Genomic DNA, 14,106 nt, shown 5'->3' on the forward strand with positions numbered 1-14,106 from the left:
ACTTAACCTCAACTCCCCTGTTGCTGTAGGGGTTTGACGGTCCAAGAGGAGGACGCATGGGTGACTCGCGGGGCCCCGGAACGGTCCTGGTGGTGGACGACGACGCGGCGATCCGCCGCTCCCTGGAGCGCGGCCTCAGGCTGCACGGCTTCACGGTGCGCACCGCCGCCGACGGCGCCGGGGCGCTCGCCGCCATCGGACAGGAGCCGCCGGACGTACTGGTGCTCGATGTGTCGATGCCCGGCCTCAGCGGCATCCAGGTGTGTACCCGGCTCCGCGACGAGGGCCGCGATCTGCCCGTGCTGATGCTGTCCGCGCTGGACGAGACCGCCGACCGGATCGCCGGGCTCCAGGCGGGCGGCGACGACTACCTCGTCAAGCCGTTCGCCCTCCAGGAACTCGTGCTGCGGCTCCGCGCCCTGCTGCGCCGCAGCCCGCCCACCGGCCGCGAGGTGCTGTGCGAGGCCGGGATCGAGATCGACCCCGGCGCCCGCACCGCCCTGCGCGAGGGACGCGTACTGGACCTGACCCGGCGCGAGTTCCAGCTGCTGGAGGTGCTGATGCGCAACGCCGGACTCGTCCTCACCCGCGACCAGCTCCTCGAACGCGTCTGGGGCTACGACTTCGAGGTCCGCACCGACGCCGTCGACACCTTCGTCAGCTATCTGCGCCGGAAACTGGAGGCCGACGGCGCCTCCCGGCTGGTCCACACCGTGCGCGGGGTCGGCTTCGTGTTCCGGGACGCGTCGTCATGAGGCTCTCCACCCGCGTCGGCCTCGCCGTCGGCTGCACCGTCCCGCTGCTGGTGCTGGCCTCCGGCTGGCTGCTGACCCAGCTGGTCGCACGCGATCTGCACCGGGCCGGCGACCAGCATCTCCGGCAGCGCGCCGCCGCCGTCGCCCCGGACGCCCGTGCCCTGCTGCGCGCCTCGGCGGGCCACCGCCCCAGGGCCGCCGACCAGCGCGAACGGCAACTGTTCAGCGCCGCCCTCGATGTCGGCGTACGCGTCCAGGGGCCGGACGGAGTCTTCAGCGGCGGCCCCCAGCCCGGCCCCTCGGCCCGGCTGCCCCGGCGGGCCACCGGACCGGTCACCGTCCGGGACGGCGCCCGGAGCTGGCGCGGGCTGGCCCGGCCGGTGCGCGGCGGCACCCTGTGGGTGTTCGCCCCCGACACCGCCGACCGGGCCCAGGTCCTGCTGGTCCGGCGCCGGGTCGTGTTCACCGCGCTGCTCGCCGCGCCCGCCTCCGGCCTGCTCTCCTGGGCGCTGGCCGGCGGCGCGAGCGCCCCGCTGCGCCGCCTCACCCGCCGTACCGCCGGCCTCGACCCGCGCACCAGCGGCGTACGGCTCGAACCGGAGCGGACCGGGGTCACCGAGGTCGACGAACTCAGCTTCACCCTGCGTACCGTCCTCGCCCGCTACGACGAACAGGCCGCGCGCACCGCCGAGGCCCTCGACACGGCCCGCTCCTTCTCCTCGGCCGCCGCGCACGAACTGCGCACCCCGCTGATGAGCATGGGCACCAACCTCGACGTCCTCGCCCTCCCCGGCCTGCCCGAACCGGACCGGGACGAGGCACTGACCGACCTGCGCCTCGAACACGCCCGGCTGCTCCACCTGTTGGTGATGCTCCGGGAGCTGGGGCGCGGCGACCTGGTGGAGGCCGAGACCTTCGACGCCGTGGAGCTGGCGGACCTCGCCGACGCCGCCGTGGCCGAGGCGCGGCGCCGGGACCGGGCCGCCGACATCGCCCTGGACGCGGAACCGGGGCTCACCGTGCCCGGCTGGGAGCCGGGTCTGCGGCTGCTGCTGGACAACCTGCTGGCCAACGCGCTCGCCCACGGCCGCGATCCGGCGGGCGTCGCGCGGATACGGGTGGACGTGCGGCGCGCCGGGGAGCAGGCGGTCGTCGTCGTGGCCGACCAGGGGCCCGGCATACCGCCCGGGCTCCGGCAGCGGCTCTTCGAGCGGTTCCAGCGGGGGCCGGACAGCACCGGCTCCGGCCTCGGACTCACCCTCGTCGCGCAGCAGACCGCGCTGCACCGGGGCAGCGTCGACGTCACCGACGGCCCGCACGGCACCGGTGCCCGCTTCGAGGTGCGGCTGCCGCTGGACGGCACCGGGGCACCGGGACGGCGGGACTGGCTGATCGGCACGGCGGCACCGGGCGGGTCCACCGCCGGGGCGAACCGGTCACAGAGTTTCCCCAAAGACGCCTCCTAGCCTCCGGGACGACGGACGGGCACCCGACGGCCCGCCCCGGACGTGAACGGAGACGCACATGGACGTACGACGACACACCCGCACCCTCCTGGCGGGCCTCGCCGCCGCGGCGCTGCTGGCGGGCTCGGCCGGTGCCGCGTCCGCCGCCGACGCCTCTCCCGGCGCCAAGCCCGCCGCGAAGCCGGCCGGTGACGGGGCGCGGGCCCTGTGCAAGCGGGCGCCGAAGATCGACAAGCGGATCGACCGCGCCCTGAAGCGGCTCGACGCGGGCAAGGCCCGGCGCGGCTCGGTGGCCCGGCTCCAGCAGCGGGTCGACAACGCCAAGAAGGCCGGCCACACCGAGATCGCCACGTTCCTCCAGGGCCGTCTCGACCAGCGCGAGTCGCTGAAGAAGAACCTGGAGCAGCGGCAGAAGGACCTCGCCGGGGTCAAGACCTGGTGCGAGAAGAACGACGGCGGCACGAAGGACAGCGGCAAGTGAGGCGCGGCACCCGGCGCGCGGCGGCCGCCGTCACCCTGGCCGCCCTCGCGGCCCTCACCACGGCCTGCGGCCACGACAAGACCGCCACCCCGTCCAGCACCCCTTCGGGCTACGCGGACATGAAGCAGAAGGTGGACGCGGCCGAATCGGCGGCCGCCGCGGCCGACCGCGACGCCACGAGCGACGCGGACCGATAGGGACCGTGGGTGCCGGGCCCTAGCGCTCCCCGCCCGGCACCCACAGCACGTCGCCGGTCTCCTTGTTGGCCGTGCGGGCCAGGATGAAGAGGAGGTCGGAGAGGCGGTTGAGGTAGGTCGCGGTGAGGGGGTTCATCGTCTCCCCGTGTGCCTCCAGCGCCGCCCAGGTGGAGCGTTCCGCGCGGCGGACCACCGTGCACGCCTGGTGCAGCAGGGCCGCGCCGGGGGTGCCGCCGGGCAGGATGAACGAGCGCAGCTTCTCCAGTCGTTCGTTGAACCGGTCGCAGTCCTCCTCGAGCCGGTCCACGTAGAACTGCTCGACCCTGAGCGGCGGGTACTCCGGGTTCTCCACCACCGGCGTGGACAGGTCGGCGCCCACGTCGAACAGGTCGTTCTGCACCCGGGTGAGGACCGTGACGACCTCCTCCGCCAGCCCGCCCAGCGTGATGGCGGTACCGATCACCGCGTTCGCCTCGTTGGCGTCCGCGTACGCGGAGATCCTCAGGTCGGTCTTGGCGGTCCGGCTCATGTCGCCGAGGGCGGTGGTGCCCCGGTCGCCGGTCCTGGTGTAGATGCGCGTCAGATTGACCATGCGGCCAGCCTAGTTGCCCCAAAGGGCGCGAAGCGGTGCGGATTTGACGCCCCGGAGGGACGGAACCGGAACGTGACGGGTGTCTCACGCCCTGAGACCGTGACACGCGTTACTTACGTTCCTCAACGCCACGCCCGAGCGCTAATGTCCGCCGAGAGGAACCATAAACAGCGCGTAAGGGGAGTCGGAGTGGCAGGGAAGCTCGCCGTCATCGGGGCCGGTCTCATGGGGTCCGGCATCGCCCAGGTCGCCGCTCAGGCCGGCTGGGACGTGGTTCTGCGCGATGTCACCGACGAGGCGCTGAAGCGCGGCACCGACGGCATCCGGGCCTCCTACGACAGGTTCGTCGCCAAGGGCAAGCTCGACGCCGCCGACGCCGAGGCCGCCCTCGCCCGGATCACCCCGACCACCGACCTGGACGACGTCGCCGACGCCGACATCGTGATCGAGGCCGTCTTCGAGAAGCTTGAGGTCAAGCACGAGATCTTCCGCGCGCTCGACAAGATCGTGCGCCCGGACGCCGTGCTCGCCTCCAACACCTCCGCCATCCCGATCACCAAGATCGCGGCCGCGACCGAGCACCCCGAGCGCGTGGTCGGCGTGCACTTCTTCTCGCCGGTGCCGATGATGCGGCTCGTCGAGCTGGTCCGGGGCTACAAGACGAGCGACGAAGCCCTCGCCACCGCGCGGGAGTTCGCCGAGTCGGTCGGCAAGACCTGCATCGTCGTCAACCGCGACGTCGCCGGGTTCGTCACCACCCGCCTCATCTCCGCCCTCGTGGTCGAGGCCACCAAGCTCTACGAGTCGGGCGTGGCCACCGCCGAGGACATCGACCTCGCCTGCAAGCTCGGCTTCGGGCACGCGATGGGCCCGCTGGCCACCGCCGACCTGACCGGTGTCGACATCCTGCTGCACGCCACCGGCAACATCTACACCGAGAGCCAGGACGAGAAGTTCGCCCCGCCGGAGCTGATGCGCCGGATGGTGGACGCCGGTGACATCGGCCGCAAGAGCGGGCAGGGCTTCTACACGTACTGACCGTGTCCGGGTCACCCGCCGATCCCGTACGCGTCCGCACATCCGCCCAGGGGGATCACCCCCGAGGGTGAATTCGGTATCGGTTCGCTTACAAGCAGCAACCGCATCGACACTCACACAGTCAGACGTTGCACAGCACCGTCACGAAAGAACGCCACTCGCACTCAACGGGGAGCGCATATGCACATCAGGGGCGACCACGCCGAGCTGGTCGTCGGGGGGCGCCTCGACGTCCGCAGCGCTGCGGACGCCCGTACGGCCCTGCACGCGGCGCTCGACGCCGGGATCGGCGATCTGGTGCTGGACCTGTCCGAACTGGACTCCTGGGACGCCACCGGACTCGGGGTCATCATGGGCGCCCACCGGCGCGCGGGCCGCTGCGGCCGCCGCCTGGTGCTGCGCCGGGTGCCGGCGCAGATGCAGCGGCTGCTGGTCGCCACCCGGCTGCACCGCATCCTCGCCATCGAGGGCGGCGTGGGCGTGGAGTCGCTGCCCCGCGTGTGAGGGCCCGGCAGCGGGGCAGGCTCCAAGTCGTCCTGAACCGCCCGTCGCGCACATTCCGCACCGGAAGGTGATCTCCCGGATCTCTCGGGCCGTCCGGCACCCCGCTCTGTCGGGAACACCGGCCGACGGTTTAGGGTTCGGTCGCCCGCCGCCTCGTGATTCCGCGAGCGGGCCCGGACCAGAAGCGACAGCGCGATGTGCGGCAGGCCGGGAGGGGCCGACACGGCACACGACGCTTTTGGGGGCTTTGAACCCATGGACCCGATACTTCCGGGAACCGAGGACCACGGTCAGGCACCGAGCCGCCGTCCGCCGCGGGACCCCCTCACCGCCGACTTCGCCCCGAGCGGCCCCGTGCCCGCCCGCACCACCCGGCTCGTCTGCGGCGACTTCCTGCTGACCGTCAACCCCGTCGACGGCGGCGAGATAGAACCCTGCCCGCCGCACCTGCGGCCGGACAGCCCCGTCAAGCGCACCCCCGCCGGCCGCGCCGAGTACGAGCGGGCCGCCCTGCCGCCCGCCCCGCCCGGACCCCGGCTGCCCGAGACCGAGCTGCTGGAGCGTCAGGAGATACGCGAGCGACTGGTCCGCCTGCTCACCCGAGGCCGTACCGTCCGTCTCACCGGCCCCGGCGGCTCCGGCCGCAGCGCCCTGCTCGACCTCGTCACCGAGGACTGCGCGGACCTCGCCCCCGATGGTGTGGTCCGGCTCGACGGCCTCCACCGCACCCCCGACGACCTGCTGCGCGACCTCTTCCACACCGTCTACGACGCCCCCCGCCACCGGCTCCAGCCGGACGAACTGCGGGAAGCGGCCGGGGAGATCGGCGCGGTCGTCGTCGTGGACGACCTGGAGTTCGGCGGTGCCGCCCTCACCGAACTGATCGAAGCCGCACCCGAGTGCGCGTTCCTCTTCGCCGCCACCCCGGACACTCCCGCCCCCACCGCCGCCAGTGACATCGAGGACGTCGGCCTGCCCGGACTGGACCGCGCGGCCGGGGTGGAGATCCTGGAGCAGTCGGTGGGCCGCGACCTCACCGAGGAGGAGGCCGTCTGGGCCGGGGACCTCTGGTTCGAGTCCGAGGGCCTGCCGCTGCGCTTCGTCCAGGCCGGCGCCCTGCTCCGCCAGCGCGAGCAACTGCGCGCCAGCGGCGGCGTGGTGGACGAGTACGGCGTCTTCGAGGACGTACGCGCTCCCGCCGACGCCGTGCTCGACCTGCCGCTGAGGGACGAGGAGGCCGAGGAGGTGCCGCTGCCCTCCCTCGCGGAGGCCGCCGCGCCCGCCCCGCTGCTCGCCTCCCGGCTCAGCACTTCCGCCCGCGCCGCCCTGCGCATCGCGGTCGCCCTCGACGGCGAGCTGCCGCACCCGGCGCATCTGCCCGCCCTGGTCGGCGACACCCACGCCGACGCCGCGCTCGGCGAACTCCTCGGCTGCGGGCTGGTCTCCCCGGCCGGGCCCCGCTACCGCCTCGCGGCCGGGGTCCGCGCCCAGCTGGAGGCCGCCGGATACGACGAGGACGCCCCCGCACAGGCCCTCACCGCCGCCCGGCACTACGCCTGGTGGGCCGCCCACCCCTCCGTCACCCCCGAGCGGGTGTGCGCGGAGGCCGCCGCGGTTCTGGCCGCGCTCGAGACCGTCGTCCCCGGCACCGAACCGGCCGCCGAGGGCGACGACGAGCAGGCGTGCGCCGTCCGGCTCGCCCACGCGGCCTCGGCCGCCTTCGCCGCCGGACTGCACTGGACGGCGTGGGAACAGGCGCTGCACGCCGGGTCCGAGGCAGCCCGCCTCGCCCAGGACGTCGCCGAACGCGCCTACTTCCACCACGAGCTGGGCATCCTCGCCCTGGTCGACGGCCAGCTGGACCGGGCACGCTCCGAACTGGAGGCGTCCCACGGGCTGCGGACCGCGCTCTCGGACAAGCGGGGCACCGTCGCGGGCCGCCGCGCCCTCGCCCTGGTCGCCGACCGCACCGGCGACCTGCCGGGCCTCGCCGCGCTGATGGCCGAGGAGCCCCCGGCGGCCCGGACGGCACCGCTTCCCCCGGTCCCGGCCGCGTTCACCCCGTCGTACGGCTACGGGCAGGAGCCCGTCGTCACCCCCCGGCCCGGGGTGCCGGGGGAGCGGAGCGGGGTACGGGCCATGGCCCGGCGCAATCTGGTGGCCGCCGGGTCCGGCGCGCTGCTGGTCGCCGTGCTCGGCACCGTCGTCACCCTCGGCATGACCTCCGACGACGACGCCGGGCGCAACCCGGCGAGCAACGTCGGCTCCAACCCGTCCGCGACGCAGGACCTGGACGACGGCACGCTGGGCGCCGTCCCGAAGAAGGACGAACCGGCACCCGCCCGCGCCGCCACCACCCACCCCACCGGCCCCGGCCCCGACGGCAGCCCCGGCACCTCGGACGACCCCGAGCCGTCCACGAGCGCCACGACGCCGACCGCCGACCCGACGGGCACGCGGGACACCAGCGGAGAGACGACCCCCGAGCCGACGCACGGCGGGTCCACCGGGCCGACGGCAAAGCCGACCAAGACCGGCAACCCCACGGCGTCGGCGAGCGGTTCCGGCGACCCGACGACTCCCGAGGAGCCGACCGATCCCGAGACGACGCCCCCCGACCCCACCACGCCCCCGACGACCTCGACCTCGGCCAGCGGACCGGCCGAGGGCGGTACGGCGTCCGCGTCCGGCGAGGCGACGGAGAGCGGGAGCGCGACGCCGGTGATGTGAGGGCCCGGCGGGCCGGGGCTCAGAACAGGCGGAGCTTGTCGTCCTCGATGCCGCGCATGGCGTTGTAGTCGAGGACCTGGCAGCCGATGCCCCGGTCCGTGGCCAGCACGCGGGCCTGCGGCTTGATCTCCTGGGCCGCGAACACCCCGCGCACCGGGGCGAGGTGCGGATCGCGGTTGAGCAGCTCCAGATAACGGGTGAGCTGCTCCACGCCGTCGATCTCACCGCGCCGCTTGATCTCGACGGCGACCGTGCCGCCGTTGGCGTCCCGGCACAGGATGTCCACCGGGCCGATCGCTGTCATGTACTCGCGGCGGATGAGCGTGTAGCCCTCGCCGAGCGTCTCGATGCGGTCGGCGAGCAGCTCCTGAAGGTGCGCTTCCACGCCGTCCTTGATCAGACCGGGGTCCACCCCCAGCTCGTGCGACGAGTCGTGGAGGACTTCCTCCATCGTGATGATCAGTTTCTCGCCCGCTTTGTTGATGACGGTCCACACGCCCGCCTCGTCGCCCGATCCCTCCTTCAGGGTGCAGGGCGGCGACATCCAGTTGAGGGGCTTGTAGGCCCGGTCGTCCGCGTGGATGGAGACGCTGCCGTCCGCCTTGACCAGGATCAGGCGGGGGGCCGAGGGCAGGTGGGCGGTGAGCCGGCCGGCGTAGTCGACCGAGCACCGGGCAATGACGAGACGCATGGTCGGCAACGCTACTCGACGCGCACCCGTGCACGCGATTCGCCCGTACCCCACCACGTGCCCGCCGCCACCCTCGTCCAGTGGGCCACCCCAATTGTCCCTGGAAACTCTTGTTCATCCCTGGCCGATTGTGACCGCAGGACGACCGTTCCATATACGCATTCTGCTGGTGTGGTCACCGACGGTTGCCTACCGTAGGACAAGGGAGGCCGCGGTGGGGGTACGGAGCGTGTCCGGTGTCGCGTACTCCCCTATCTGTCCGGCAACCCCTGTCCATCGGGGGTGCGAGAGGAGAACCCATGTCGCTCGACGTCTCACCGGCCCTACTCGAACAGGCCGAGCGAGGCGAGGTCGACGAAGCAGAATTCGTCGACTGCGTCCGGACCTCCCTGCCCTTTGCGTGGGAGATGATCAGCTCCCTGGTGGCCCAGCTGAAGGTGGACGGCGGACCCTTCGCCGACAACCAGACGCCCCCGCCGGACGAGCAGGCGCGCGGCCAGCTGCTGCGCGCGCTCGCCAGTGACGCCATACGCGGTGCGCTCCAGCGCCACTTCGGCGTACGCCTGGCCTTCCAGAACTGCCACCGGGTGGCGGTGTTCCCGCTGGACTCCTCGGTGGACGAGAGGCTGGCCCGCTTCACCTCGGTGCGCGCCCAGCTGCTCAACCAGTCCCCGGAGCTGCGCGACTGCTGACATACACGCGCGACGCCGGCTCCATGAGCCGTCGGCTTGCCGCCTTCGTCCGGGGGAGGTGCATGCGGGACGGGTGCGGCAAGCTTTCCGGCGGCCGGGAGCCGGTGGCGGTCAGCGCAGCTGGGGCAGGACCTCGGCGCCCAGGCGCCGCAGGTTCTCCTCCGTCGCGTCCAGATCGCCTGAGCCCTCGACCAGCAGGGCGAAGCGGGAGATCCCGGTGCGCTCCGCGGTGGCCGCGAGACGGTCGGCGGCCAGCCGGGGCGTACCGACCGGGTGCAGCCCGCAGAGCAGTTCGGTGTAGGCGTACGGGTCGCGCATCGCGCGCGCCCGGCCGTCCACCGTCACATGGGCTTCCAGGCCCTGTTTCAGCCAGCCTGGCATCGCCTTCAGCAGTGTCTCGACGGCGTCGGCGCGGCTGTCCGCCAGCTGGCAGACCCCGGCCGAGACATGGCCCGCGGCCGCGATCTCCTCGGGCGCCCGGCCCGACGCGCGCGCGTGGCGCCGCCACAGGGCGACCATCTCGGCCTTCTCCTCGTCCCCGGCGTGCATGCCCAGCAGCATCGGCAGCCCCCGCTCCGCCGCCAGCCGCACGCTCCCCGGCGAGGTGCACGCCACCACCACCTCGGGCCCCGGTGCCTCGGTCAGCGCGTCCGCCGGGCGGGGCACCACCGGCACCTCGCGGAAGGCGTACCGCTCGCCCGAGGCGGCCACCGACGGCTCGCGCAGCCAGCGCAGCAGCAGATCCAGCGACTCCGGGAAGCCGTACTCGTACGCCCCCAGACCGGCGCCGAACACCTCCAGGTCCACCCAGGGCCCGCCCCGGCCCACGCCCAGGGTGAACCGGCCGCCGCTCGTGACGTGCAGCAGCGCGGCCTGCTCGCCGAGGGCCACCGGGTGGGCGGTGGGCAGCACGCTGACCGCGGTGCCGACCCGGACGCGGCGGGTGCGGCCCAGCAGCAGCGCGGCCAGGGTGACGGCCGACGGGCAGGTGCCGTACGGCACGAAGTGGTGCTCGGCCAGCCACACCGTGTCCAGACCGGCCTCGTCGGCCACCTCCGCCGAGCGCACCGCCCGGTGCAGGGCCTCTCCGTCACCCTGGCCCGGATACCGCCCCGCCAGCACAAAACTTCCTACGCGCATCGCATTTCCCGCTTCCTTGGCTCCGACCGGGAGCTCCCCCGACCGGCATAACCACATGACACGTGCCCAGGACACGGCTTCGTGGAGGGATTTGCGGATTGTCTGCAGAATGGTCGCTTCTCTGCTGGAATGGATCGGCCTGGAAGGGGACTTGTACGGGTTGGTGACCTACGCGTACCCCGGCCGGTGCCGCGTAGGCTGGACGCGGCCCGCGCTCCCTGTATAGCCCCGAGAGGTGCCCCGTGTCCCCGCGTCGCAACCGACCGAAGACGGCAGACTCGTCCGGCCGAGGTGCCGAGGACGACCGGTCGGGCCGGTACGGCGGCTGGCAGTCCACCGAGAGCTGGCAGGGCGAGGAGTGGAACGTCCGCCATGTCGCCGGGGCGAGCGCCGACGGCAAGACCTACCGCTGCCCCGGCTGCGACCAGGTGATCCCCTCCGGTGTCCCGCACGTGGTGGCCTGGCCGGAGCACATGGGCGTCGACGACCGGCGGCACTGGCACAAGGCGTGCTGGAACGCACGGGACCGCCGCACCACGCGGGTACGGCGGTCCGGTAACTGGCCAAGATTCTGAGGCCGGTCGGCGTGCGGTCGGCCGGCGTGCGGTCGATGGGCGGGGCTACACGTCCCGGCTCTGGAGCAGCGCGTACGCCCCGGCGAACGCCGCCGCCGTCACGCCCAGGATGATCCACAGCGGCTCCCAGCCCGAGGGCCCGGATTGGCTGAGGGTGTTGTCGTAGAACACGCCCATCTGGCTCGGGATCGAGTACTCCAGCAGCGCCTGCTGCACCTTCTCCAGCGAGCCGGCGTTCATGAACAGCGCGATCACCAGCGGCGCCAGCACCGCGCCGATCATGATGGTGATGGCGCCCGCGGAGTGCCGGATCATCGAGCCGACCAGCAGGGAGAGCAGGCCGAGCAGCGCGATGTAGAGGCTGATGCCGAGCGTCGCCTTCAGCCATTCCGTGCCGGACGGACTCCGGGTGCCATGGCTCTCCAGCATCGAGGTCTGGATCAGCGCCACCAGGGACACGGTGGCCAGCGTCACCACGAAGGCGACGACGAAGAACACGATCGACTTGGCCGCCAGCACCCGGCCCCGGCTCGGACACGCGGTCATCGTCGTACGGATCATGCCCGTGCCGTACTCGGACGCCGTGGTCAGCACGCCCAGCGTCATCACGCACATCATGCCGAGCAGCAGACCGAAGAAGCCGAGGGTCAGCGGGTTCTGGCCGTCCAGCTCACCGGCGCCCCGGACCGCCACCGCGGCCAGCAGGCCGATACCGCCCACCAGCAGGACGAACACACCGAGCGTCCACACCGTGGAGCGCACCGACTTCATCTTCGTCCACTCCGAGGCCAGCGCGTGCCCCAGATGCGTGGGCGTGACCGGGATCGGTGAGCTGTAGCCGGAGTGGGAACCGCCGGACGCGACGGCGGACGCCTCGGGCATCGGGGGCTGCTGGGTGCTCATCGGGAGTCCTCGGGCTGGGTCGGTTCGGCGGGCGCGGCGAACGGGTTCGGCTCACCCGTGCCGGGAGCGGCGGGCGCCGGCGGCGCGTACGGGGTGCCCGGCTGGGGCGGCGGCGGGGCGTACCAGCCCGGCTGGCCCTGGCCCGGCACCGGCATCGGCGGCTGCACACCGGGCGGCAGCGGCTGCTGGAGCCCGGAGCGCTGGTCGACGGTGGAGCGGTAGTCGACGACGCCCTGCGTCATCCGCATGTACGCCTCCTCCAGCGACGCCTGGTGCGGCGACAGCTCCCACAGCCGTACGTCCGCCTCGTGCGCGAGGTCGCTGATGCGGGGCAGCGCCAGCCCGGTCACCCTCAGGGCGCCGTCCAGCTCGGGCAGCACATGGCCGCCCGCCTCGGTCAGCGCCGAGGTCAGCTTCTCCCGCTGCTGCGGCTCGGTGTCCGGGGTGCGCACGCGCGCGAAGTCGGCGGAGTTCGCGGAGATGAAGTCGGTCACGCTCATGTCGGCGAGCAGCTGACCGCGCCCGATCACGATGAGGTGGTCGGCGGTCAGCGCCATCTCGCTCATCAGATGCGAGGAGACGAAGACCGTACGGCCCTCCGCGGCGAGCGCCTTCATCAGGTTGCGGACCCAGAGGATGCCCTCGGGGTCGAGGCCGTTGACCGGCTCGTCGAACAGCAGCACCTGCGGGTCGCCCAGCAGGGCGGCGGCGATGCCGAGGCGCTGGCCCATGCCGAGGGAGAAGCCCTTGGAGCGCCTCCTCGCCACCTCCTGGAGGCCCACGACCCCGAGCACCTCGTCCACCCGGCGGGCCGGGATGCCGGAGAGCTGGGCGAGGCTCAGCAGATGGTTGCGGGCCGACCGGCCGCCGTGCACCGCCTTGGCGTCGAGCAGCGCGCCGACCTGACGCGGGGCGTTGGGCAGCTTGCGGTACGGGAAGCCGCCGATGGTCACCGAGCCGGAGGTGGGGTTGTCCAGCCCGAGGATCATCCGCATGGTCGTCGACTTGCCGGAGCCGTTGGGCCCGAGGAAGCCGGTCACCGCGCCGGGACGCACCTGGAAGGAGAGGTCGTGCACGGCGGTCTTGTCGCCGTACCGCTTGGTCAGGCCAACAGCCTCGATCATGCTCCGCACCCATCGGACGATTCAGGACAGCGGGACGCATGCCCCCGTAAGGGTTAGGAGGATATCGGGGCCGACCCGGTTCCGCTCAAGAGAAAGTAAAGCCAAAGGCTCACAGCGCGTGTCCGATCACCGTCGAGCGCGGCCGAAGCCCCCTGCCGCGCCGGCGGCAGAGGGCTTCGCCCGCGCTCAGCGGATACGCGCCCGAGCGTTACCGGGTCTGCTGCGCCGGCACGCCGCGCGCGGCCGTCTCGTCCTCCACCGGGGAACCGGCGGCGGCGACCGCGGCACCCGTCAGTGTGGCGAGCATCTCGCGGACGTTGGTCAGCTGGGCGTTGATGCTGTCGCGGCGGTTGGTCAGCGCCGCCAGCTCCCGCTCGGACTCCGAACGGATGCGGTCCGCCTTGGCGTTGGCGTCCGCCACGATGTCCTCGGCCTGACGCTGCGCCGTCTCCACCGTCTGCCGCGCACGGCGGTCGGCGTCGGTGCGCAGCTTCTCCGCCTCCAGGCGCAGCTGCTCGGCGCGGTGCTCGATCTCCGCGAGCCGCTTCTCCGCCTTCTGCTGACGCGACGCCAGGTCCCGCTCGGACTGCTCGCGCCGCTTGGCGAGGTTGGTCTCGAAGTCGGCGGCGGCCTGCGCGGCCTTGGCGCGGGTCGTCTCGAACTCGGCGGCGGCCTCCTCACGCTTGGACTGCGCGTCCTTCTGCGCGTCGGCCCGCAGCTGCGACGCCTCGCCCTTGGCCTTCTCGACGATCCGGACGCCCTCGTCCTCGGACTTCGCCTTGCGCTCGGCGGCGAACGCCTCGGCGTCGTTGCGGACCTGCTGGGCGGCCGACTCGGCCAGATCGCGGTGCTGTTCGGAAGCGCGCCGCGCCTCCTCGCGCAGATCCTTCGCCTCCTCCTCGGCGAGGCGCAGGATCTTCTCGACCCGCGCGCCGAGACCCGCGTACGACGGCTCGGCGTCGGTGATCTGGGCCTGGGCGTTCTGCGTTTCGAGGTGGAGCTCCTCGATGCGCTTCTCCAGGGCGGTGATCCGGGAGAGCGCGCTGTCACGGTCGGAGACGAGCTTGGAGATGCGTTCGTCCACCTGAGCGCGGTCGTATCCACGCCGCACTAGCTCGAAGCCGTAGGGGGAAGTGTCGCTCATGGGGTTCCTGTCGAATGAGACCGGTGAGGTGATAGAGGGAATCCTAGGCGCCGAAGCGGTGTGTCATCGAGCGG

15 protein-coding genes are annotated in these 14,106 nt (G+C 72.8%); 9 read left to right on the plus strand and 6 right to left on the minus strand.

Annotated features, from left to right (window positions below; all coding sequences use genetic code 11):
• Positions 1-56 precede the first annotated feature (56 nt).
• Genes ACIGA3_RS27720 through ACIGA3_RS27735 form a run of 4 tightly spaced genes read left to right on the plus strand, consistent with a single transcriptional unit; the run spans position 57 to position 2,899 of the window.
• The gene (locus tag ACIGA3_RS27720; protein ID WP_399720857.1) at positions 57-755 is read left to right on the plus strand and encodes a response regulator transcription factor; all 699 of its coding nucleotides are present in this window, start codon (positions 57-59) and stop codon (positions 753-755) included.
• A complete protein-coding gene (locus tag ACIGA3_RS27725; RefSeq protein ID WP_399720859.1) occupies positions 752-2,221 on the plus strand; it encodes a sensor histidine kinase in 1,470 nt (489 codons plus the stop codon). The genes ACIGA3_RS27720 and ACIGA3_RS27725 overlap by 4 nt, the downstream gene beginning before the upstream one ends.
• A gap of 58 nt (positions 2,222-2,279) precedes the next feature.
• Positions 2,280-2,702 carry a hypothetical protein gene (locus ACIGA3_RS27730; RefSeq protein ID WP_399720861.1) on the plus strand — a complete coding sequence of 141 codons (423 nt, stop codon included), beginning with the start codon at positions 2,280-2,282 and terminating at the stop codon, positions 2,700-2,702.
• Positions 2,699-2,899, plus strand: coding sequence for a hypothetical protein (locus ACIGA3_RS27735; RefSeq protein WP_399720863.1), 201 nt, complete (start codon positions 2,699-2,701; stop codon positions 2,897-2,899). Before ACIGA3_RS27730 ends, ACIGA3_RS27735 begins: the two co-directional genes overlap by 4 nt.
• A 19-nt stretch (positions 2,900-2,918) precedes the next feature.
• Here the strand turns inward: ACIGA3_RS27735 and ACIGA3_RS27740 are convergent, their stop codons facing one another.
• Complete coding sequence (locus ACIGA3_RS27740; RefSeq protein ID WP_399720865.1) at positions 2,919-3,491, minus strand: cob(I)yrinic acid a,c-diamide adenosyltransferase; 573 nt, start codon at positions 3,489-3,491, stop codon at positions 2,919-2,921.
• Positions 3,492-3,680: 189 nt separating this feature from the next.
• On the opposite strand from ACIGA3_RS27740, the gene ACIGA3_RS27745 reads away from it, so the two are divergent.
• From ACIGA3_RS27745 to ACIGA3_RS27755, 3 genes are all read left to right on the plus strand, one after another.
• Entirely contained in the window at positions 3,681-4,529 is an 849-nt protein-coding gene (locus tag ACIGA3_RS27745; RefSeq protein ID WP_399720867.1) for a 3-hydroxyacyl-CoA dehydrogenase family protein, read from the plus strand.
• Between the two features lie 180 nt (positions 4,530-4,709).
• Positions 4,710-5,033 (plus strand): STAS domain-containing protein, encoded by a 324-nt coding sequence (locus ACIGA3_RS27750; protein ID WP_161146932.1) that lies wholly within the window; start codon positions 4,710-4,712, stop codon positions 5,031-5,033.
• Positions 5,034-5,288: 255 nt separating this feature from the next.
• Positions 5,289-7,763, plus strand: a complete 2,475-nt coding sequence (locus tag ACIGA3_RS27755) for an ATP-binding protein (RefSeq protein ID WP_399720869.1) — start codon at positions 5,289-5,291, stop codon at positions 7,761-7,763.
• A gap of 19 nt (positions 7,764-7,782) precedes the next feature.
• Here the strand turns inward: ACIGA3_RS27755 and nucS are convergent, their stop codons facing one another.
• Positions 7,783-8,454, minus strand: a complete 672-nt coding sequence (gene nucS, locus ACIGA3_RS27760) for an endonuclease NucS (protein WP_399720871.1) — start codon at positions 8,452-8,454, stop codon at positions 7,783-7,785.
• 299 nt (positions 8,455-8,753) lie between these two features.
• Here nucS and ACIGA3_RS27765 point away from each other — a divergent pair, with 299 nt between their 5' ends.
• On the plus strand, positions 8,754-9,146 hold the full coding sequence (locus ACIGA3_RS27765) for an SCO5389 family protein (protein WP_164193293.1): 393 nt from the start codon (positions 8,754-8,756) through the stop codon (positions 9,144-9,146).
• A gap of 111 nt (positions 9,147-9,257) precedes the next feature.
• On the opposite strand, the gene ACIGA3_RS27770 is transcribed toward ACIGA3_RS27765, so the two are convergent.
• Entirely contained in the window at positions 9,258-10,286 is a 1,029-nt protein-coding gene (locus ACIGA3_RS27770; protein WP_399720872.1) for an LLM class flavin-dependent oxidoreductase, read from the minus strand.
• Between the two features lie 242 nt (positions 10,287-10,528).
• On the opposite strand from ACIGA3_RS27770, the gene ACIGA3_RS27775 reads away from it, so the two are divergent.
• A complete protein-coding gene (locus ACIGA3_RS27775; RefSeq protein ID WP_399720873.1) occupies positions 10,529-10,861 on the plus strand; it encodes an ATP/GTP-binding protein in 333 nt (110 codons plus the stop codon).
• 45 nt (positions 10,862-10,906) lie between these two features.
• Here ACIGA3_RS27775 and ACIGA3_RS27780 read toward each other — a convergent pair whose 3' ends face one another.
• The 3 genes from ACIGA3_RS27780 to ACIGA3_RS27790 form a co-directional block, all read right to left on the minus strand.
• A complete protein-coding gene (locus tag ACIGA3_RS27780) occupies positions 10,907-11,764 on the minus strand; it encodes an ABC transporter permease (RefSeq protein WP_399720874.1) in 858 nt (285 codons plus the stop codon).
• Entirely contained in the window at positions 11,761-12,888 is a 1,128-nt protein-coding gene (locus ACIGA3_RS27785; protein WP_399720875.1) for an ABC transporter ATP-binding protein, read from the minus strand. Before ACIGA3_RS27785 ends, ACIGA3_RS27780 begins: the two co-directional genes overlap by 4 nt.
• Positions 12,889-13,096: 208 nt before the next feature.
• Entirely contained in the window at positions 13,097-14,032 is a 936-nt protein-coding gene (locus ACIGA3_RS27790; protein ID WP_399720877.1) for a cellulose-binding protein, read from the minus strand.
• Positions 14,033-14,106 lie beyond the last annotated feature (74 nt).

Source organism: Streptomyces sp. NPDC085596, assembly GCF_044541565.1.
GTDB lineage: Bacteria > Actinomycetota > Actinomycetes > Streptomycetales > Streptomycetaceae > Streptomyces.